Source organism: Actinoplanes sp. NBRC 103695, from assembly GCF_030269485.1.
GTDB lineage: Bacteria > Actinomycetota > Actinomycetes > Mycobacteriales > Micromonosporaceae > Actinoplanes.
This window is the reverse complement of record NZ_BSTL01000019.1, coordinates 22154-42153: the sequence shown is the minus strand read 5'-3', so window position 1 is coordinate 42153 and position 20000 is coordinate 22154. Positions and strand designations below refer to the sequence as shown.

The following is a 20000-nucleotide window of genomic DNA, read 5'->3' as shown; positions in this document are numbered from 1 at the left end:
TGGATGAGTGGTGCCGCGCATGACCACGGCAGCCGGTGAGGCATCCCCAGCGCGGCCGCCGGGAGGCGAGTGTGGACCAAACCTCATCCAGCATCGGCGGAGATCTGCCCGATGTCAGCACGGTGCCGCTCGGTGAGGTGCTCGGCAGCAGGGACACGGCCCTCGCCCGCAGTATCGCGCGCATCCGGCGCGAGATGGCGAGCGGCACCGAGCTGAAGGCTGCCGGCTTCCAGTCCCTGATCAGCCCGACGGAGGTCGAGGATGAGCCGAACGGAGTTTCTCCAGCAGTTCGTGCTCAAGGTGGCGAGCCGTTGTGACCTGGGTTGCGACTACTGCTACGTCTACCGGATGGCGGACCACTCGTTCGCCACGCAGCCGAGGTTCATGAGCGCGGGCACGATCGAGCGTACGGCCGACCGGATCGCCGAGCACGTCACCGCGCACCGTCTCGATCGGGTCGAGGTCGCCTTCCACGGCGGCGAACCGCTGCTCGCCGGGCCGGACTATTTCGTCGCGGCCGCCCGCACGATCCGCGACCGGCTCCCCGGCACCCGGGTCGACCTGCTGGTGCAGACCCACGGCGGCCTGCTCGACGAGTCCATGTTGACCGCCCTCGCCGACCATCGGATCACGGTCGGTGTCAGCCTCGACGGCGGCCCGGATCACCACGACCGGCATCGGCGCCGCCGCGACGGGGGCGGCACCCACGAACAGACCGCCCGCGGCCTCGCCCTGCTCACCGGCGATCGCTTCCGCCCGATCTTCGGCGGCCTGCTCTGCGTGATCGACCTGGCCAACAACCCCGTCGAGGTGTACGAGGCCCTGGTGCGTCACCGTCCGCCGGAGATCGACTTCCTCCTGCCGCACGGCAATTGGTCCCGCCCGCCGCCCGGGCGTTCCGGCGATTCCGCCGCACCCTACGGCGCCTGGCTGTGTGCGGCCTTCGACCGCTGGTACGACGCCTCGCCCCCGGAGACGACCGTCCGGCTCTTCGACGACGTGATCCGGCTCTGCCTGGGACGGTCCGCCCGCGGCGAGCAGATCGGCCTCAGCCCGGCGTCCTTCGTCGTGATCGATACGGACGGCGCGTTGCAGCAGGTGGACACGCTCAAATCGGTGCGTCCGGGCGCCGCCGGAACCGGTCTGCACGTGTCGGCCGACTCGATGGACGACGTGCTGGAACACCCCGGCCTTCGGGCCCGCCGAGGAGGGGTGGCGGCGCTCTGCGCCACTTGCCGGGAGTGCTCGGTCGTGCGGATCTGCGGCGGCGGGTCCTATGTGCATCGGTGGAGCTCGACCGGTGGCTTCGCCAACCCGTCGGTCTACTGCCCGGATCTGCAGGACTTTATCGGCCACGTCGTCCGCCGGGTGTCGAACGACCTGGGCCCGGCCCGATGATCGGGCTGCACCGGTTGTCCCGATCGTCGGTCACGGCCCTCGCGGCGACGTCGCCCGTCCTGGACGAGCTCGGTCCGGTCCGGCTCAGCAGGCACCTGGTCCAGCTGCGGCTGCTGGCCGACGAGGCACCGGCCGTCGACCGGGCCGCCGGTTTCACCGAGTGCCTTGCCGTTCTGGAGGAGCTTCAGTCCGGTGTGCCGGACCAGGTGGCGAACGTGCTCGGTGCGCCGGAGACCGGCGCATGGTCGGCCTGGTGCCTGCGGCGACTGCTCGGTGGGGTGTCCGACGACACCGCGTTCGAGCTGGACCTCGGTCACCTCGGTGCGCTGGGCGTCGCGGTCGCCGCCGCAGCGGGCGTGGACCTGGAGGTGCCGATTCCGATCCGAGGCGGGTGGGTGCACCTGCCGGCTCTCGGCCGGCTCCGGGTCGCCGATCCTGATCTGTGGACGATGGGCCGGCTGCGCCGGGCGGGCGACCGGATCGCGGTCACCTGGCCGGGTGGCCGGGCGGACCGGGACGGCCTGGGTGGGGCAGGCTGGCAGCCGATCCGCCGGATCCGGTTCGGTGCCGACGAGCCGGCGGAGTTCCTGCTGGACGACGTCAGCCCGTACCGCCGCCTCTACGGGTACCGGCCGGCGGACCGGCTGCACGCGTATGAGGTGGCCCTGTGGCAGGGATTGGTCGAGGACGCCGCTCAGGTACTTCGGGAGCGGCATCCGGAGTGGATGCCCGCGGTGCGCCGCGTGCTTACCGTCCTGGTGCCTCTGGCCGCGCGTGGCGCCGACGACGGCCTGAGCGTGACGGCACGCGACAGCATCGGCGCGGTCGCCCTGACCGTGCCGTCGGACGGCCGGCAGCTGGCCTCCACGCTCGTGCATGAGCTCCAGCACAACTACGTGAATCTGCTCCATGACATCGATCCGCTCTTCGAGCCGGGCGACGCTGGCCGGCACTATTCGCCGTGGCGGGACGACGCTCGGCCGCTCGCCGGTGTCGCGCACGGGTCGACCGCCTTCGCCGGTGTGGCGCGGTTCTGGCAGCGGGAGCGTGCCGTCGGCGATCGGCTGTCAGAGCTCGAGTTCGCGTTGGCCGTACGTCAGCTACGGGCGGCCGTGGGCACCCTGACCGCGTCGGCCGAATTTCTCACTTCGGTGGGCCGGGCACTGGCCGCCTCGATCGGGGACCTGGTGGAGGCCATGGAGACCGACCCGGTGGACGCGACCGTCGGCCGGCTGGCGGCGGATCTGGCGCGCGAGCACGAGTTCGCCTGGCGGATCCGCGAGGCGACCCGGTCGTCGGCCGGCTCGGACCAGCCGGTCGTCCACACCCGATTGCGACGTCTCGCTCTCCGTTGGATGAACGCGGGCGTCGAGACGATCGTGCCTCGACCCGATGACGATCCCGCAGACCTCGCGCTGCTGTCCGGCGCCTATCCGGCGGCCGCACGCGGCTACGCTCGACGGCTGGCGGCCGACCCCGGCGACTGGGGCGCCTTGGCCACCTTGCTGACCAGCTTGGACCGCACGAAGCCCTATGCCGGCGACCTCGGCGATCTGGTGGCCGCCCTGCGCGGGGCTGACGCGTTCGACCGAGCCGCGATCCTTGCGCCGGTCATCGCGGGGAACCGCACGGCCTAGATCGACGGCGGCTCGATGTCGGCGTCCGTACGGATCATGAGACCGACGGTGATCGCCTCGGGATGGTCCTTGCCGAAGCGCTCCCGCAGCTGCGTGGCGGCGCTGCGCCGCCGCGCGTTGGCCTCGATGGGCTCGCCCACCGCCTCGAGATCCAAGGCCAGATTGGCGACACAGGCCAGCGTGTACGGGTGCTTGTGGCCGCGGACCAGTTCCGAGAGGCGGACCGACTCCTGGGAGAGGGCCAGCGCCGCGTCGTGCTCCTGTCGCATGGACAGCAGGTTCGCCTGATTGGCCATCGCGCACAGCCGCCACTGGTGCTCCGGCCCGAGCGCGGCGGTCAGGCCGTCGAGCGCATCGGCGTTCATGGTCAGCGCCTCGTCGACCCGTTCCTCGAGCCGGTGGATGATCGCCACGTCGACCATGGTCGCGAACGTGATCGGATGCTCCGCGCCGAGGTTTCTCCGGTATGCGTCCAGCGCCGCGAGCCCGTGCTCCTCGGCGCCTTTCAGGTCGCCGGACACCCGCAGGGTGTTGGCCAGCGTGAGGATGGCGGCGAAGGTCTGGTCGTGTTTCTCGCCGAAGTAGGAGCGGTACTTCTCCAGCGTCGACTGGGCCGCCTCGACCGCTCTGCCGTAGTGACCGCTCTTGCGGAGCAGGATCGCCTCGTTGCGCCGGGCCCGGAGGATCTCCATGTGGCCGGCCGAGACCGACTTCTCGTGGAAGCGGAGCTTGTTCATCTGCAGCGAGAGGGCGTCGTAGTAGTCGCCGAGGCCGTACATGTCGCGCGCTTGGCTGGAGTAGGAACTGAGCGTGCGGATGTCGTCCTCGCCGAACATCCCGGACCGGACCCGGATATTCGCGGTGTCCAGGTCGTACGCCTCCTGGAACCGGCCGAGCAGGCGCATGTCGACCGCGAGATTGTTCGCCGCGCGCTGGGTGGCCGGGTCGTTCTCGCCGAGCGCCGCACCGCACGCGGCGAGGTTCGTCTTGTCCAGGTCGTAGGCCTTGTTGAACTCGCCCCGCAGGCGCAGGTCGGCGCCGACACTGATTGCCGTGGCCAGCGTGTGCTCGTGGTTCGCGCCGAGCACCCGGGTCATGCGTCTCAGGGTGTCCTCGTTGATCCGGGCCACCCGCTCGTAGTCGCCCTGCCAGCGTAACGAGTTCGCCAGATGCCGGTTCGCCACCAGCGTCATGACGTCGTCCGGACCCCACATCTCGGTCCAGGTGGACACCGCAAGCTCGCCGCGGTTCTTGCTCTCGGCATAGTCGCCGATGGCGTACAGATAACGGATTTGATCGAGGAAGACCGTGCGCTCCGCCTCGTCCGGTGACAGCAGAATGCCGCTGCTGATGACGTGCGGGCTGATCTGCTTGAGGGCCTGCCAGTTGTCGGGGTTGTCCGGCTCGCCGGGGTTGGCCAGGGCCAGCAGGCTGTGTGCGGCGCGCGTGTACATCTCGCGGTCGTCGTCCGACAGTTCCTCGCGCAACAGGTCCCGGACGAGGTGGTGAATCTTGATCAGGTTCCGGCCCGGGTCGAAGAACGCGAGCGCGTGCCCGCCCATGTCCCGGATCGCGTTGCGCCGGGTCATCTCCGTACGCAGATCCTCCGCCAGCGGTGACGGCAGAGCCGCGCCGCGCCCGCGGATCAGCATGGCGACCGAGATCGTCTGCGAGCTCATCAGCGCGCAGATCGTGAAGAGCTGCGCGGCGGCCGGCGACTTGGCGGTCAGTTCCCGGTAGGCGATCTGGAACGTCGCCGCGACCGACGACGAGTAGCCGGGCGGCGTGCCCTCCTGGAGCACCACGGTCGGCGTCTGCTCCAGCGCCGCGACGTACTCGTCGAGCGTCATGCCGTTCTCGTTGTGCACGGCGGCGGCCTGCTCGAGCGCGAGCGGCAGGTTGCCGAGGCGGTTGGCGAGGAAGCGCGCCTGCGCGGCGTCGAGGCCATGCCACCGCTTGGCGAGCATCTCGATGCTCTCTTCCTCGGTGAAGACGTCCACCGACACCGCGGTGCCACGGTCGCGCCACTTGTTGGACCGGGAGGTGACGACCACGTGCCCGCTGCCGCCGCGTGGCCGGTAGTCCTGGATGCTCTCGGGCGGCCCGGCGTTGTCGAAGATCAGCAGCCATTTCTTGTGCATGTCGCCGCGGCGCAACGTGTCCAGGACGTAGCCGATGACGTCGTCGTGGTTCATGCTGCCGGCCAGCCCCAGGCGCTGGGCCAGCGACACCAGTGATCGGCGGATCGCGGCGTCGTCGTCCGCGGCCACCCACCACACCAGGTCGTACTCCTCCTGGAACCGGTAGGCGTATTCGACGGCGATCTGGGTCTTGCCGATGCCGCCGTAGCCGTGCACCGCCATCGGTACCAGCGCGGCCGCCGCTTCCGCGTTGAGCGCGTGGTTGATGTCCGTCAGCACGGCGTCCCGGCCGGCGAAGTTGGTGTTCCGCGGCGGTACGCCGCCCCAGACGGTGGACTGGACAGCGGATGCCGGCTTGCGGTCCGACTCCTGCACCGTCACTGTGATCATGGTGTCTCCATCTGCCGGCAGGGTCTTGCCGCCGCTGACCGGGTCGGCGTGACCCGGTGCCGGGTCGGTGTCGGTGAGTGACGCGCAGAGTTCGTCGATGGCGGCGAGGCGGCTCGGTGCGCCACTGAGTACGGCCCGCAGCGTCTTGTGGATCAAGATCGAGGTGTCTCGATCGGTGGAATGCCCGACGATCTCGGTGAACCGCAACTGGTCCAGCGCCCGGTCGCCGTCGGCGCTCTCGAGGAGCGCGAAAGCCTCCGCGGCGTCACCCGACGGGGTGAGCAGCCGCGTGTGCGCTGCCATCTCGGGGTGCCGGAGGGCGGTGGCGAGGGCCTCGGCCGGTACCGGCCGGAGCACCGCCCGGAGATCGTCGCGCTGGGCCGCGGTCAGGTCGCCGCTGCGCAGGGTCTCCACAAGATCAGTAAAGGCCATGCACGCCGGCTTGCGCCCGAGAACGACGCGGAGCGCGACGGCGATGTTCTCGAGGCCGCGGTCGGCGCCGATCGCGGCCTCGAGAATGTCGAACGTGTTGAAGTCCGGGGCGAACAGGTCGGGGCCGAGCCCCGGCTGGGTCGACCGGAGCTGGGTCAGGACCTTGCGCCAGGTGTCGGGTCGTTCCAGTTCGTCGATCGCGTCCAGTGCCTCGCGCAGCAGTGAGACCTGCTCGAGGGACAGCTCGGCCGGAGTGTCGCCGGTGTACGCGGCAGTCACGTTCAGCGCCCGACCCTTCCACCCGGAGTTAGTTTTCACCGAACTTTAGCGGGGTGGGGCGCGGTGCACAGCTAGGGGGCACCACCATGGGAGAAAACGGACAAGTCGCCTAAACGTGAGGATCAGCCCGCGAGGCGGAGAGTGTCCCTGATGGAGCGGTACGCGGGCTTGCGTTCGTAGTCCTCGGTCAGGGGAGTGGCCTCGCCCTCTCCCTCGAAGACGCCCGGAACCCAGTTGTAGCGATCGGTGAATCCCCACAGGGTGTACGACACGCAGCGCTGGGCGAGCAGGCACGCCTGCAGCAGCGTCGTGAAGCCCTGCGCCTGCGCCTGGACCTCCGCGCTGTCGGCGGGCAGCGGGATGCGGACGTCGACCTCGGTGAAGGCGGTGTCCAGGCCGAGCCGCTCGAAGCGGCGCAGGTTCTCCAAGGTGGTCTGCGGCACGCCGTACTGGGTCGCCAGGTGGCCCTGAACGCCGTACCCCTGAACCGGGACGCCGGCGGCCTTGAGCTGTTGCACCAGGGCGTAGTAGGCGTCGCTCTTCGGGCTGAGGCCCTCGTTGTTGTAGTCGTTCAGGTAGAGCTTGGCCGCCGGGTCGGCGCGGTGCGCCCAGCGGAAGGCGTCGGCGACGAAGCCGGGGCCGAGGGTGCGGTACCAGATGGTGTCGCGCCAGGTGCCGTCGTCGTTGAAGATCTCGTTGACCACGTCCCAGTGCCACACCTTGCCCTTGAAGTGGGTGACCGTGTCGGTGATGTGCTCGCGCAGGATCTGCCGGAGTTCGGCGGGGGAGAAGTCGCCCTCGGTGAGCCACGCGGGGTTCTGGCTGTGCCACACGAGAACGTGGCCGCGGAGCTTCTGGTGGTGCGCCCGGGCGTACTGGACGAGGCGGTCGGCCGGCTCGTAGTTGTGCACCCCGCGGGTGGGTTCGAGCGCCTCCCACTTCATCACGTTCTCGGCGGTGACCGTGGAGAACTCGGCGCCGACCAGGGTGCGGTACTGCTCGTCCTCCGCGAGGGCGGACATGTCGACGGCGGTGCCGATGCGGATGCCGGCGCCGTTGGCCGCGGACCGCAGGGTGTCGGGCGGGGCCGCCTGCGCGGCGCCGGCGGGCACGATCAGGGCGGTCAGCGCGACCGCGGCGATGAGCGAACGTCTCATGACAGACTCCTGAAACTTCCGGGATGTTGCCGGAAACATAGGGTCTCGCCTGTGGACGGTCAAGGGGGTGATGTTGATCAATAAAGCCTCCTTGACGACCTGCCGGGGGTCAACCTACGTTACAAAGTTATGTCCGACCGGTCACCGAAAGTTTCGCGTCGCACCATCCTGGCAGGGTCAGCCGCGGCTGGTTTCGTACCCCTGGGCGTCAGCCGGGAGGCGAAGGCCTGGGTCGCCACCTGGGCCGCGCCTCCGACGAGCATCCCGCCGGGTGAACCGCGGGTGCTCCACGACCAGACCGTCCGCCACGTCGCGCACACGAGCATCGGCGGCGACCAGCTGCGGGTCCGGCTGAGCAACGAGTTCGGCGCGGCGCCGCTGCGGATCGGCGAGGTCAGGGTGGGGTTGCGGTCCGGAGACGACGCGAGTACGGACGTAGCACGCGGTTCGAGCCGCAGGGTGCTCTTCAGCGGCCGCCGCGACGTCACCCTCCCGGCCGGCGCTCCCGCGGTCAGCGATCCGGTGGACCTCGTGGTCCCGGACGGCGCGGACCTCGTGGTCAGCCTGTACCTGCCGGACCCCAGCCCCGTCACCACGCTGTTCGCCTTCGCTTATCAGGACAATGTGATCGCCGCCGGCAATGTGACCGGCGCCGCCCACGTCACCCCGTCCGAGACGATCGGCCAGGTGCTGTTCCTTTCCGGGCTCAGCGTGCGTACGCGGGGGTCTGCGATCGTGACCCTCGGCGACTCCATCACCAACGGCGCCATCACGCGCACCAACGCGAACCACCGCTGGCCCGACCTGTTCGCCGCCCGGCTCCGCGCGTCGGGCCGGAGGCATGGCGTGGCCAATGTCGGCATCTCCGGCAACCGGCTGCTGCACGACCCCGATCCGCCGCCCGGCCCGGCGGAGGCGTACGCGGCGTACTTCGGTCAATCGGCCCTGCGCCGCTTCGACCGCGACGTGCTCGCCCAGCCCGCCGCCGAGCACCTGATCGTCCTGCTCGGCGTGAACGATCTCGGTCACCCGGGCACCTCCGCGCCGCCGTCCGAGACGGTCTCGGCGGCCGAGATCATCGGCGGCCACCGCCAGCTCATCGCGCGTGCCCACACGGCCGGCATCCAGGCGCTCGGCGCGACGATCCTGCCGTTCCGCGGCGACTCGCTGGGCTTCTGGTCACCGGAGAACGAGCGCAAGCGTGCCGCGGTCAACCGCTGGATCCGCTCGTCGGGGGAGTACGACGGCGTCATCGACTTCGACGCGGCGACCCGTGACCCGGCCGATCCGCTGCGGCTGCGCCCGGATCTCAACAGCGGCGACGGGCTGCATCCGAACGACGCGGGCATGGCCGCGATGGCGGCGGTGGCACACCTGTAGAAGGTTGCCGTTAAGCAAATGCGGTCGTTCGGCTTCCGTGGCTGCCCGAAAGTATGAGTCTGTGCAGGTCACTCGCGCTCCGCTGTGGGCGTTTTGTGAGCTAATGACGCGTGTCGCACGTCCTTCCGAGCGTCGATCGACTTGCCATGTGCAAATTGCAGATTCATGTTGGCGGGGTCAGGTGTGACGTTTTGGGGGGCCGGCATGCGAGTCGCATTGGGTACGAGGTTGCGTACCGGCGACGTGTGCACACAGAACGGCGTCTGGCGGGTGATCAAGGTCGCCTCGTCCGGAACGCCCGTTCTCAAGGGACAGGCGATGCCCGCGCACGGCGGCCGCAGCGTCGTCTGGGAGCTCGTGCAGGCGTACTGAAAGAAGGTTTTGGCCCTGTCGCATCGGGAATGCGACAGGGCATGAGCGAACCGCAGCAGCAGCCACCGGGAACCCTCCAGGCCATGAGCCGCAAGCCGGACCACGGCGAGGACAGCTACCGCGGATCGGGCCGGTTGGCAGGCAAGCGCACCGTCATCACCGGCGCGGACAGCGGCATCGGGCGGGCCGCGGCCATCGCGTTCGCGCGCGAGGGCGCCGACGTGCTCATCGCGTACCTCAGTGAGGACGAGGACGCGCGGGAGACCGCCGCGCTGGTCGAGAAGGCCGGTCAGAAGGCCGTGCTGCACCGCGCCGACCTGTCCGACGCCGCGCAGTGCCGGGGGCTGGTCGACGCCGCGGTCGAGGCCTTCGGCGGGATCGACGTGCTGGTCAACAACGCCGCCTACCAGATGACCCACGAGACGCTCGAAGAGGTCACCGACGAGGAGTGGGACCACACCTTCGACGTCAACATCACCGCGATGTTCCGGATCATCAAGGCCGCGCTGCCGCATCTGGGCGAGGGGGCCTCGATCATCAACACCAGCTCGGTCAACTACGACATGCCAAGACCCACCCTTCTGCCGTACGCCACGACGAAGGGCGCGATCGCCAACTTCACCGCCGGGCTCGCGCAGATGCTCGGCGACCGTGGCATCCGGGTCAACGCCGTCGCTCCCGGCCCGATCTGGACGCCGCTGATCCCGTCGACCATGCCGCCGGACCACGTCGAGGAGTTCGGCAGGAACACGCCGCTCGGCCGGCCCGGCGAGCCCAAGGAGTGCGCGCCCGTCTACGTGCTGCTCGCCTCGGACGAGGCCAGCTACATCTCCGGCGCGATCGTCCCGGTCACCGGCGGCAAGCCGATCCTTTAGGTGATGCTCCCGCACCTCACCCAGTAGATTTCCCGCATGCGTACGGTCTCTCGTCGTCTCGCGCTCTGGCGCGCCGACCTCTCCGCCGGGGTCTGTGCGGCCCCGGAGGAATGCGTCGCCTCGTTGGGCGAGTCGGCTGTCACGGTCGTGCTCGAGCATCGGGAGCGCGGCCTCACCTCGGTCCGGCACGAGTTCCCGTCGGTCCTCCGGCAGGACGTCGAGTGGCAGTTCGACGGCATCACGTGGCCGTCCGATCTGCGGCCGGGCGTCCACGTCACCGTGACCTGGAGCGGAAAAGACCAGGTGGTGGTGCGGACCGTGCCCCTGGACGAGCCGGTGCGGGTGGACGGACTGGACTATTTCCACGAGTACGACCCGAAGGTCGTCACCCGGGAGTACGACGCGGGTACCTCGAACCGGGGAAAGGTCCTGCATGCCGTCCGCCGGCAGGGGCGCATCTTCGACGACGGCAGCGCGGCGCTCGCCTCCTCGGCGGTGGCCAGGCTCGCCGGGCTGGGCCGGGGCCAGCGCGGCGCGTTCCTGCTGGACAACGCGCTCGACCAGTTGATCCGCGAGGGCTACCTGACCCGGGTGACGGGCAGCGTCGACTCCTCCGGCTATCCCTCCTATCCCGCGATGGCCGGGCAGAAGGAGGCCGAGATGCTCTTCTACGCGCCGCTGGTCGAGCCGGTGCCGGTCGGCGACGACCGTGCCGAGCACTGGGTGAACGGCTTCGTCCGCAAGCTCCCGCCCGGCGCGCACGCCTCGGAACGGCAGGTCACGCTGCACGAGGAGTCCTCGGCCGACACGCTGGAGCCGGGGTACACGTACGTGAAGCGGCATCATCGCGGGTGACGCAGGTCACTGCGAATCGAGAACCGTGACGCCCGGCGGATCGTCTTGCCTGGTGTGAGAGGAAGCCTGGACGAGGCCGAGCTGGTCCGCCGCGCAGCGGAGGGCGATCGGCACGCGTTCGACGAGTTCTACCGGCGCACGTCGCCGTGGCTCGCCGTGCGCCTGCGGCGGCGCTGCTCCGACGAGGATGTCGTCGCCGACGTGCTCCAGGAGACCTACCTGGCGGTGTGGCGGGCGGCCGGCAGCTTCGCCGGGCAGGCCGCCGACGGCACCGCGGTGGGCTGGCTGTGGACGATCGCGGCCAACCGGCTGGTCGACGCGTTCCGCCGGCGTGCCCGGCAGGCGCAGGTGCCACCGGTGCCGCTGGCCGAGACCACCGCACCCGCCGCGGAGGACGAGGTGATGGCCGGTCGCGTCGGTCAGGACCTCGAGCGGGCGCTGCTCGAGCTGCCGCCCGAGCTGCGTGAGGTGCTGCGGGCGATGGTCCTCGACGGGATGTCGGTCCGCGACACGGCGCTCCTCCTCAACGTCCCGGAGGGCACGGTCAAGACCCGCGCCCGCCGCGCCCGGATCGCCCTGCGGGAGGCGCTGTCATGACCACGCATCCCGATGCCGCCCTGATCGTGGGTTATGCGGCCGGCGCGACCGACCTCGACGAGGCCACGCTCTGGTCGGTGGAGGTTCATCTGGAGACCTGTGCCGAGTGCCGGGCACGCGTCGCCGGCGGTGCGCCCGCCGACACCCTGGCCCTGCTCGACCGCGTCGCGACGAGTCTCTCCGTCGAGATCGAGTCCGGTCCCTCGCCCGCCCGCCGGGCACGCACCTGGTCGGCCGCCCGCCGCCGGTGGATGGTCTGGTCGCTGCTGCCCTGGCTCTCCATGACGGCCGGGCTGCTGGTGACCGCGCTGCTGCTGGAGACCGCGATGCCGGCGTTGCCGTCGGTGGTCCTCCTGATCGCCCCGGTGGCGCCGCTGCCCGCCGTGGCGGCGGCCTGGAGCCGGCGGCACGACCCGGCCTGGGAGCTGATCGCCGGCACCCCGGCGGCCGGCCTGACCATGCTGCTGCGGCGCACGCTCGGAGTGCTCCTGGTGGCCGTTCCGCTGCTCGCCCTGGCCGGTCTCGGGGCGGGCGCCCCGGTGGCGCTCACGCTGGTGCCCTGCCTGGCGTTCACCGCCGCCACGATCGCGCTGGGCGCCGTCATCGGCGTGCGGCGGGCCGCGGCCGGGCTGGCCGGCGCGTGGGTGCTCGCCGTGCTCACCCCGAGCCTGATCACCGAAGACCTGCCAGTGCTGCTCCGACCCGACAGCCTCGGCGTCTGGGTTCTCGTCACGGTGGCCATGGCCGGGCTGGCCCTGACCCGGGCGGACAGCTTCCGGCGCTTGTCCAGCACCAACTGACCCTTCCCTTCCGTTTCCCTTCCCTGCCGACTGATGGAGGACCTTCGATGCGCGCGGTGAGTGCGGCCGAGACGGCGCCGACCGGATATGCCTGGGCGGTGCATGCCGAGGAGTTGCGGGTGCGCGCCGGACGGCACCTGGCCGTCGACGGGCTCGACCTGGCCCTCGGGACGGGCGTGCACGGGCTGCTCGGGCCCAACGGCGCCGGCAAGACCACACTGATGCGGGCGCTCGCGACCGTGGTGAAACCCGCCGGTGGGCGGCTCACGCTGCTCGGGCACGCGGCGGACGAGCACACCGACCTGCGCCGGGTCCGCCGGGGCATCGGCTATCTCCCGCAGCAGTTCGGGTTCTACCCACGGTTCACGGTGCGCGAGTTCGTGGAGTACATGGCCTGGCTCAAGGAGATGCCCAAGGCCGCGATCCCCGACGCGGTGCAGCGGGCGATCGACCGGGTCGGGCTCGCGGCCAAAGCGGGCGCGCGGATGAAGACGCTGTCCGGCGGCATGCAGCGCCGGGCCGGCATCGCCCAGGCGATCGTCAACGACCCGTCGGTCCTGCTGCTCGACGAACCCACCGTCGGACTCGACCCGGAACAGCGGCTCGAGTTCCGCGAGCTGATCCGGGACCTGGGCGTGGACAGCTGCGTGCTGGTCTCCACACATCTGGTCGAGGACGTCGCGGTGGCGTGCACCGACGTGGTCCTGATCAACGAGGGCCGGCTGGTCTTCCAGGGCACCCCCGACACCCTCGCGGCGTACGGCCACGAGGGCGGCGCCGGGGACAGCCCGACCGAGCGCGGCTACTCCGCCCTGCTGCGCCGGCACCGCGCCCAGGAGGCCGTCCGATGAGCCGCATCCTGCGCATCGAGCTGCGCCGCTCCTTCGGGCTGGCCACCACGGTCATGGTGGTGCTGGTCGGCACGATCATGCTGTACGCCGCACCACAGCGCTGGGCGGGCGGCTGGATGCAGCTGGTCACCACCCAGCGCGAATACCTCGTGCTGCTCTGGCCGCTGGCGATCGCCGCCGGCGCCTACCAGGCCCGCCGCGAGCACCGGTCGCGGGTGGACGAGCTGTTCGCCAGCACCTCCCGGCCCCGGCTGCAGCGGGCCGCCCCCACGCTCGGCGCGCTGGGCCTGACGGTGGCCCTGGGATACACCGTGCTGATCGCGGTCGCCGCGCCCTGGATCTGGTCCACGGCCAGCTACCTGCCGCCGACGGTCTTCGTGGTCGCCGCGGTCGGTGCCCTCTCGCTGGTGGCGGCCGCCTGGCTGGGACTGGCGATCGGCCGGTTGCTGCCGTCGCCGGTGACCGCCCCGCTGCTCGGGGTCGCCGGGCTGGGCCTGCTGTTCCCGCTGCCCTTCGCCCTGCCGGAGTGGCTCGGCGCCCTGATCTCGCCGATGAACGACATGAGCATGTTCCACGACTTCCAGACCGTGCCCGGCCGGGTCAGCGCCGCCCAGGCGCTCTGGATGGCCGCGCTGGCCGGCACCGCGGTGGTGCTCCTGGCGACGCGGGGCTGGCGTACCCGCCTGACCGCCCTGCTCCCGCTGGTGCTCGGCGTCGGCGTCGGCGCGGCGATCATGCCCCGCGGGGACGACTACGTCTACCCGTTGACCGACCCGGTGGCGCAGCAGCTTGTGTGCACGTCCGACACGCCGAAGGTCTGCGTCGGCCGAGCTCATGAGGGGCTGCTGCCCGAGGTGACGCCGAAGGCCCGGGAGGCGCTCGCGTTCCTGGCGAAGGTGCCCGGCGCGCCGACCACGGCACAGGAGATCATCGTGGACCACTTCGACCGCGCCGACTTCAACACCCGGCCGCCCGCATTGCCGCCCACGGTCGTGGACATCCCGGTCAGCATCGACCGTGAGGGCCATCTGGCCTGGCCCGGCCGCGTGGTTCCGCGGATGCTCGACAACGCCGGGGCGGACGGGAGGCACTGCGAGGGCGGCGGTGCGCCGTGGGAGGTCTCACGCGCTGTCGGATCGTGGCTGTCCGGCCGCGAGCCGGTCGCCGAGCCCGGCGAGGAGGCGGAGGTCAACCAGGAGGCCATCGTGCTCTGGCAGGGCCTGCGGAAGCTCCCGGAGAAGGAGGCGCTGGCCCGCGTGACAGCCGTGCGGCAGGCGGTGCTGACCTGCCAGGACGCGAGCACCATCCTGACGAGGAAGGCCCCGTGAGGTTCCTGACCCTCTACCTGCGGTCACGGCGGGTGCCGCTGGCACTGGCCGTGGCCGCGGGCGGCACCGCTCTGATGTGGACCCTGTGGTCGATCAGCTCCGACGAGCGCGACGCGGCCTCGTGGCTGGTGATCATGACCGTGCTGGTGCTGGCGGCCGGCATCACCCACACACTGAGCTCGGCCGACGACGAGGTGGAGCGGACCGCCGCGCTGCCCTGGCCGCCCCGGCGTGCCGCGCATCTGATCGCCGCCCTGGCCGTGATCGTCGCCCTCGTGCTGGTGACCCAGGCGACGGGCGCCCGCTTCGGCCCCCCCGCGGTCGTGGTCCGGGACGCGGCCGGGCTGCTCGGCCTGATCGCCCTGGGCGCGGCGGTCGCCGGGCCGGCCCGATCGTGGTTCCTCCCGCTGATCTGGACCATGGCGGCGACCATGTTCCCGCAAAACACGCCGTTGTTCGCCGAGATCGCCACCTGGCAGCACCAGCCGCCGGACAGCCGCCCGGCGGCCGTCACGGCGGCGGTGCTCGCCCTGGCCGGCCTGATCGCCTACACCGCGACGGGTCCCGCCCGCCGCGCCGCCGCGAGCCCGGCCTGACCGCCGCCCGCGCCCGCCCGGCGCGCGAGCCCGGCCTGACCGCCGCCCACGCCCGCCCGGCGCGCGGGCCCGGCTGGGCCGCGGCCTGGGTCGCCCGGCCCGCAGCGGGGACCCCGGCTACACGATCCCGTTTCCGTGACCGGATCTCCGGGTCGTCAGCATCTCCGCGTCGTCAGCATCTCCGGGTCTTCAGCGGAGGGCCGGGAGGACCTTCGCGCCGAACGCCTCGATGAAGGGGCGCAGGTCCTGACCGACATGGTGCAGGTAGAGGCGGTCGAAGCCGAGCCCGATGTAACCCCGGAGCCACTCGGTGTGCTGCTCCAGATCGGCGGAGATGTTCACGACCTTGGCGACCTGGTCGACGGTCACGTTCTCCGAGACGACGTCGAACTCCTCGGCCGTCGCCAGATCCCAGCAGACCGGCGGCTGGAAGATGTTGCCGCGCCACTGGTCGTGGGCGATCTCCTCGGCCTCCTTCTGGGTCGGCGCCCAGCTCAGGTGCACCTGGAGGCAGATCGGGCCGCGGCCGCCGGCGTCCCGGTAGGCGGCGATCATCTCGCGCAGGCGCTCCTCGGGGGCGTTCACGGTGACCAGGCCGTCGGCCCAGGAGGCGCACCACCTGGCCGTCTCGACGCTCACCGCGGCGCCGATCAGCGGGGGCGGCGAGTCGGGGCGGGTCCACAGGCGGGCCCGGTCGACCTTCACCAGGCCGTCGCGGGACACCTCCTGGCCGTCGAGCATGTCGCGGATGACGTCGACACACTCGAGCAGGCGGGCGTTGCGGACCTCCTTACGCGGCCACTTCTCGCCGGTGATGTGCTCGTTGCTGTACTCGCCGGTGCCCATCGCCGCCCAGAAGCGGCCCGGGTACATCGAGCCCAGCGTGCCGATGGCCTGGGCGATGATCGCCGGGTGGTAACGCTGGCCGGGCGCGTTCACCACGCCGAAGGACAGGTTCGTGGCCTGGAGCGCGGCGCCCAGCCACGACCAGGCGAACGCCGACTCACCCTGCCGGGCGCTCCACGGCGAGAAGTGGTCCGAACACATGGCGGCGTCGAAGCCCGCCCGTTCGGCGGCGACCACCGCCTCGAGCAGCGCGGTGGGCGGAATCTGTTCATGGGAGCAGTGAATGCCGAACTCGGTCATGCCCCCTGATACCCCGGCACCCGCCCACCCCAACCCGCCCAACCCGAAGTGGGCGCGGCGAAGTGGCGCGGCGGGATCGTTCCGGCGGAGGCGGGGCCGCGGCGGGATCGTTCCGGCGGAGGCGGGGCCGCGGCGGGATCGTTCCGGCGGAGGCGGGGCCGCGGCGGGATCGTTCCGGCGGACGCGGGGTGCGGCGTGATCGCTCCCGCCGCGCGGAGGCAGGGCGCGGCGGGAGCGGTCGGTCAGGCCCCGGCGCAGTCCCCGGTGCGCGTCCCGGTCACCACGGTAGGTGCGCCGAAGTCAGCCACCTTGGCGCTGTTGCCCGAGCAGGTGAGCGTGCCCGTGACGCGGGAGCCCGACAGGATCGGGCCGTACGCCCCGGCCAGGCGGGTGAACCGCTCGTTGGACGTGACCTGGGTGTTGTCGCGCAGGGCCAGCGCGCCCTTGAACGTGGCGCCGGCGATCGTGACGTCGCGGGTGGTGCCCGTGATGCGGACCGCGCCGACCAGGGTGCTGCCGAAGATCTGCACCGCCGCGGCGCCCGACGCGTTCACGGCGCCCGCGATGCGGCTGTCGCGGACCACCAGGGACGCGCTGGGGCGGACGGTCACCGCGCCCCGGACCTGGGCGTCGGTCAGGCAGGTGACGCCGGTCGCGGCGACGACCGTGGACTGCTTGCCGGTCAGCGTCGTCGTGCACGCCGGTGCGGCGCCGGGCAGGACCGTCGCCCGGTAGCTGCCGGCGGGGCCGATGTTGCCGGCCGGGTCGATCGCGCGGTGCTCCACCGTGTGCGTACCGAAGCCGGGCACGAAACCGCCCGCGGGATGGTCGTCCGGCAGGGTCTGCTCGAACGCCGCCCGGGACAGGCCGCCGGTGCCGAGGTTGCCGTACGTCAGCGCCTTGACCACGGTGCCGGAGTGGCTGAAGTGGAACGGCGAATCGGGCATCGGCCGCTCGGGGAAGCCGAAGTAGTTGAACCAGCCGTCGCCGTCCAGCCGGAACTGGCCGACCACGTAGCGGCCGGGCTGGTCGTCGGCGGGCGCGAGCCACATGTCCCAGCCGTCGAAGTAGACCGGGTGCTCGACCCGGCCGGGCAGCGTGGTCAGCGGCGCCGACAGGGTGCGTGCCGCGGTCGGCGGCGTGTTGTCGATCGTCCAGGACACGCTGTCGGTGGTTCCGCGGTCGGTGACGGTCGCGGTCAGCGTGTGGTTGCCCTCCGGGAGACGCTTCGCGCCGAGGTCGAGCGTACGGCTGTTGGCCGGGTTCGCCACCGGCCGGCCGTCGAGCGCCCACGACACCCGGGCGATCCGGTCGGCGGGGTGGTTGGTCTCCACGAAGACGATCTCGTCGCGGGCGACCGGCTGGCCGGTGATGGTCGACGCGGTGACCTCGGCGGCGGGCCTGGAGGGCAGGGCGTAACCCGGTCCGACGGTCCACGACCGGGTCTGCACGAAGCGCGGCCCGTTGAATCCCGAGTCGGCGGCGGCATTGTTGGCGGACGGGTTGCGTACCCAGTCGATGCCGTCGGGCCCGACCGGATCGCGCACCTCGACCTGCACGACCGTGCCGGGCGTCAGACCGGCGAGCCCCAGGTCGAGGTTCTGGCCGGTGCCGATGACGTTCCCGCCGGCCCGCCAGGTGAAGTCGAGCGTGTGGTTCCGCGGGCGACCGGCCTCGACCCAGAGGACGCTGTCCCGGGGCACCGTGCCTGCGTCGTGTCCGAGCGAAGCGAGTGGCATGATCGCGTTTTTGTCTTTTGTCGGTTGGGCGGCTTGCGTGCTGCGGACTACCATCTGCCCGGCGTTCCGCAGGCCGGTGATGCGGGCGACCATGTTCTCCCGCCCGATCTGGTCCCAGTCGAAGCCGAGCCAGCGCATCATCGAGTGCTCGCTGGGCCGGCGCTGCCCGCACGGGTACGTCCCGCCGCTCTCGTGGAGCCCGATCCGCCCGCCGGACAGGCTCTCCTCGCCCAGCCACCGGAACCACTTGTGCTGGTCGGCGATCATCTGCTGCTCGTCGGTGTAGACGGTGTGGTGGAAGCTGCCCGGCTCCGGTCCCGTGTAGCAGGGCCGCACCACGTCCCGCGAGCTGTACGGGTACTCGTCGGCCAGGGTGCCCAGCGAATGCCCGATCTCGTGCAGGGAGATCAGCGGCCCCTGCGGCGAGCCGCCCGAGGTGGTGGCCTGGGTGCCGCCGATCCCGCCGTACGTGAAAGTGTTGAAGATCGCGAGGGTTTGCAGGTTCTGTGCCGTGCGGGGGATGCCCAGCGCCGGCGCGACATAGGTGTCCACGATCCGGTTGAGCGCCTGGTTGCCGGTCTCGCACGGCGCCGGCCCGGGGTTGCTCTCGCAGCCGACCGGGGCGCCGCCGTAGACGACGCCCCGGGCCAGCGGGTCGGCACACCCATTCTGGAAGATCATCCGCAGCGCGGTGTCCTTGGTGTCGATCGGACCCTCACGCTCGCCGGTGTCCCGGATCGTGCCGTCCGGGTGGCGCACCCGCCCGTCCGGGTCGCAGCGCACGCCGTAGTCGTTCGAGGCGACCTCCACGGCGTACACGTTGACGTAGTCCCGGTAGCTGCGGAACGGCTCGGTGGCCCACATGACGGCGAGGTTCCGGTCGACGTCGGCACGGAACAGGCTCTGCTGGTCGGCCTGGTAACCGTCGCCCAGGATGACCAGGTTGAGCCGTTCGGCGGCCGGGCCGGTCACCTGGATCGGCGTGACCTTGGGCGCGGGCAGCGGGTCGGCCGCCGCGTACGCGATCGAGGGCGTGGCCAGCAACCCGAGGCTGAGGAACGCGGCTACCAGGATTCGTCTCACGACCGCAGACGCTTCCACAGTGGGCGGATCAGATCTTCCGACGATTGTCGGAACCTCGGAGGGCTTTGACCACATCCTGTGGCGCTTCCTCGGCCATGAAGTGGCCGCATGTGACGAGCCGGTGGTCCAGCCGCGGCGCCCACGGTCGCCAGACGGCCGCGGCGTCGTAGCCGAGCTGCGCACCCCAGTCCTGCTGAAGCACGGTCACCGGCATGGTCAGCACGCCTCCCGCCGCCCGGGTGGCGGTGTCGTCGTCGACGTCCTCGGTGGCCGAGGCGCGGTAGTCGGCGACGATCGACGGGACCGCCGCGGCCGACGCCGCCAGGTACCGGGCGCGGACGTCCGGCGGGATCGCGGCCGGATCGTTCGTCCAGGCGTCCAGGAAATAACCGAAGAAGGCGTCCGGCGCCGCGCCGATCATGGTCTCCGGCAGGCCCGGCGGCTGCGCCATCAGGAACAGGTGGAACCCGATCGCCGCCCGGACGCCCTGCAGCACGTCCCACATGTCCAGCGTCGGGACGATGTCGAGCAGGGTCAGACGGGTGATCACGTCCGGATGGTCCAGGCCGGCGCGGAAGGCGACCAGGGCGCCGCGGTCGTGCCCGGCGAGCGCGAACCGGTCGTGCCCGAGCGCCGCCGCCAGCGTGACCACGTCCGCGGCCATCCGCCGCTTCGAGTAGCCGCCGGCCGGCTTGTCACTCTCGCCGTATCCGCGCAGATCAGGACAGATCACCGTATGGTCCGCGGCCAGGTCGGCGGCCACGTGCCGCCACATCAGGTGGGTCTGCGGAAAACCGTGCAGCAGCACGATCGGCGGCCCGGAACCGCCGACCGCCACGTGCAGGGCGACGTCGTCCTCGACGAGGACGCGTTGATACTCGAAACCGGGGATCTGCATGGCGGCCAGAGTGCCCCCGCCCGATCAGCAACCGATCAGCGTTACG

General features: G+C 71.3%; 17 protein-coding genes. 12 read left to right on the top strand and 5 right to left on the bottom strand.

Going from position 1 to position 20000, the window contains the following annotated elements; translation table 11 throughout:
• Window positions 1–71 precede the first annotated feature (71 nt).
• The 3 genes from fxsA to QSK31_RS31150 are packed head-to-tail and all read left to right on the top strand — an operon-like array spanning window position 72 to window position 3035.
• Window positions 72–317, top strand: coding sequence for an FxSxx-COOH cyclophane-containing RiPP peptide (fxsA, locus tag QSK31_RS31160; protein WP_285688112.1), 246 nt, complete (start codon window positions 72–74; stop codon window positions 315–317).
• On the top strand, window positions 262–1398 hold the full coding sequence (locus QSK31_RS31155; protein WP_285688111.1) for an FxsB family cyclophane-forming radical SAM/SPASM peptide maturase: 1137 nt from the start codon (window positions 262–264) through the stop codon (window positions 1396–1398). Before fxsA ends, QSK31_RS31155 begins: the two co-directional genes overlap by 56 nt.
• The gene (locus QSK31_RS31150; RefSeq protein WP_285688110.1) at window positions 1395–3035 is read left to right on the top strand and encodes an aKG-HExxH-type peptide beta-hydroxylase; all 1641 of its coding nucleotides are present in this window, start codon (window positions 1395–1397) and stop codon (window positions 3033–3035) included. Before QSK31_RS31155 ends, QSK31_RS31150 begins: the two co-directional genes overlap by 4 nt.
• Here the strand turns inward: QSK31_RS31150 and fxsT are convergent.
• Both fxsT and QSK31_RS31140 read right to left on the bottom strand, forming a co-directional pair.
• Window positions 3032–6277, bottom strand: coding sequence for an FxSxx-COOH system tetratricopeptide repeat protein (gene fxsT, locus QSK31_RS31145; RefSeq protein WP_285688109.1), 3246 nt, complete (start codon window positions 6275–6277; stop codon window positions 3032–3034). The two genes, QSK31_RS31150 and fxsT, sit on opposite strands and share 4 nt — an antisense overlap.
• A gap of 122 nt (window positions 6278–6399) precedes the next feature.
• On the bottom strand, window positions 6400–7434 hold the full coding sequence (locus tag QSK31_RS31140; RefSeq protein ID WP_285688108.1) for an endo-1,4-beta-xylanase: 1035 nt from the start codon (window positions 7432–7434) through the stop codon (window positions 6400–6402).
• Between the two features lie 129 nt (window positions 7435–7563).
• Here QSK31_RS31140 and QSK31_RS31135 point away from each other — a divergent pair, with 129 nt between their 5' ends.
• From QSK31_RS31135 to QSK31_RS31095, 9 genes are all read left to right on the top strand, one after another.
• Entirely contained in the window at window positions 7564–8814 is a 1251-nt protein-coding gene (locus QSK31_RS31135) for an SGNH/GDSL hydrolase family protein (protein WP_285688107.1), read from the top strand.
• A 204-nt stretch (window positions 8815–9018) separates the two neighbouring features.
• Complete coding sequence (locus QSK31_RS31130) at window positions 9019–9186, top strand: hypothetical protein (RefSeq protein WP_285688106.1); 168 nt, start codon at window positions 9019–9021, stop codon at window positions 9184–9186.
• Window positions 9187–9269: 83 nt separating this feature from the next.
• On the top strand, window positions 9270–10061 hold the full coding sequence (locus QSK31_RS31125) for a glucose 1-dehydrogenase (protein ID WP_352244515.1): 792 nt from the start codon (window positions 9270–9272) through the stop codon (window positions 10059–10061).
• A gap of 36 nt (window positions 10062–10097) precedes the next feature.
• On the top strand, window positions 10098–10916 hold the full coding sequence (locus tag QSK31_RS31120) for a hypothetical protein (RefSeq protein WP_285688104.1): 819 nt from the start codon (window positions 10098–10100) through the stop codon (window positions 10914–10916).
• A gap of 54 nt (window positions 10917–10970) precedes the next feature.
• A complete protein-coding gene (locus tag QSK31_RS31115) occupies window positions 10971–11513 on the top strand; it encodes an RNA polymerase sigma factor (RefSeq protein ID WP_285688103.1) in 543 nt (180 codons plus the stop codon).
• Entirely contained in the window at window positions 11510–12313 is an 804-nt protein-coding gene (locus QSK31_RS31110; RefSeq protein ID WP_285688102.1) for a cupin domain-containing protein, read from the top strand. The genes QSK31_RS31115 and QSK31_RS31110 overlap by 4 nt, the downstream gene beginning before the upstream one ends.
• 47 nt (window positions 12314–12360) lie before the next feature.
• Window positions 12361–13164, top strand: coding sequence for an ATP-binding cassette domain-containing protein (locus QSK31_RS31105; protein ID WP_285688101.1), 804 nt, complete (start codon window positions 12361–12363; stop codon window positions 13162–13164).
• A complete protein-coding gene (locus QSK31_RS31100) occupies window positions 13161–14492 on the top strand; it encodes a hypothetical protein (RefSeq protein ID WP_285688100.1) in 1332 nt (443 codons plus the stop codon). The genes QSK31_RS31105 and QSK31_RS31100 overlap by 4 nt, the downstream gene beginning before the upstream one ends.
• Window positions 14489–15088 (top strand): hypothetical protein, encoded by a 600-nt coding sequence (locus tag QSK31_RS31095; protein ID WP_285688099.1) that lies wholly within the window; start codon window positions 14489–14491, stop codon window positions 15086–15088. Before QSK31_RS31100 ends, QSK31_RS31095 begins: the two co-directional genes overlap by 4 nt.
• 189 nt (window positions 15089–15277) lie before the next feature.
• Here QSK31_RS31095 and QSK31_RS31090 read toward each other — a convergent pair whose 3' ends face one another.
• From QSK31_RS31090 to QSK31_RS31080, 3 genes are all read right to left on the bottom strand, one after another.
• Complete coding sequence (locus QSK31_RS31090) at window positions 15278–16234, bottom strand: TIGR03885 family FMN-dependent LLM class oxidoreductase (protein WP_285688098.1); 957 nt, start codon at window positions 16232–16234, stop codon at window positions 15278–15280.
• Between the two features lie 242 nt (window positions 16235–16476).
• Complete coding sequence (locus QSK31_RS31085; protein WP_285688097.1) at window positions 16477–19056, bottom strand: M64 family metallopeptidase; 2580 nt, start codon at window positions 19054–19056, stop codon at window positions 16477–16479.
• Between the two features lie 28 nt (window positions 19057–19084).
• Window positions 19085–19954 carry an alpha/beta fold hydrolase gene (locus QSK31_RS31080; protein WP_285688096.1) on the bottom strand — a complete coding sequence of 290 codons (870 nt, stop codon included), beginning with the start codon at window positions 19952–19954 and terminating at the stop codon, window positions 19085–19087.
• Window positions 19955–20000 lie beyond the last annotated feature (46 nt).

Coding starts and splice junctions, on each gene's coding strand:
- QSK31_RS31155 (WP_285688111.1), top strand. CDS start 262: ATGAGCCGAACGGAGTTTCTCCAGCAGTTCGTGCTCAAGGTGGCGAGC.
- QSK31_RS31150 (WP_285688110.1), top strand. CDS start 1,395: ATGATCGGGCTGCACCGGTTGTCCCGATCGTCGGTCACGGCCCTCGCG.
- QSK31_RS31140 (WP_285688108.1), bottom strand. CDS start 7,434: ATGAGACGTTCGCTCATCGCCGCGGTCGCGCTGACCGCCCTGATCGTG.
- QSK31_RS31135 (WP_285688107.1), top strand. CDS start 7,564: ATGTCCGACCGGTCACCGAAAGTTTCGCGTCGCACCATCCTGGCAGGG.
- QSK31_RS31130 (WP_285688106.1), top strand. CDS start 9,019: ATGCGAGTCGCATTGGGTACGAGGTTGCGTACCGGCGACGTGTGCACA.
- QSK31_RS31125 (WP_352244515.1), top strand. CDS start 9,270: ATGAGCCGCAAGCCGGACCACGGCGAGGACAGCTACCGCGGATCGGGC.
- QSK31_RS31120 (WP_285688104.1), top strand. CDS start 10,098: ATGCGTACGGTCTCTCGTCGTCTCGCGCTCTGGCGCGCCGACCTCTCC.
- QSK31_RS31110 (WP_285688102.1), top strand. CDS start 11,510: ATGACCACGCATCCCGATGCCGCCCTGATCGTGGGTTATGCGGCCGGC.
- QSK31_RS31105 (WP_285688101.1), top strand. CDS start 12,361: ATGCGCGCGGTGAGTGCGGCCGAGACGGCGCCGACCGGATATGCCTGG.
- QSK31_RS31100 (WP_285688100.1), top strand. CDS start 13,161: ATGAGCCGCATCCTGCGCATCGAGCTGCGCCGCTCCTTCGGGCTGGCC.
- QSK31_RS31090 (WP_285688098.1), bottom strand. CDS start 16,234: ATGACCGAGTTCGGCATTCACTGCTCCCATGAACAGATTCCGCCCACC.
- QSK31_RS31080 (WP_285688096.1), bottom strand. CDS start 19,954: ATGCAGATCCCCGGTTTCGAGTATCAACGCGTCCTCGTCGAGGACGAC.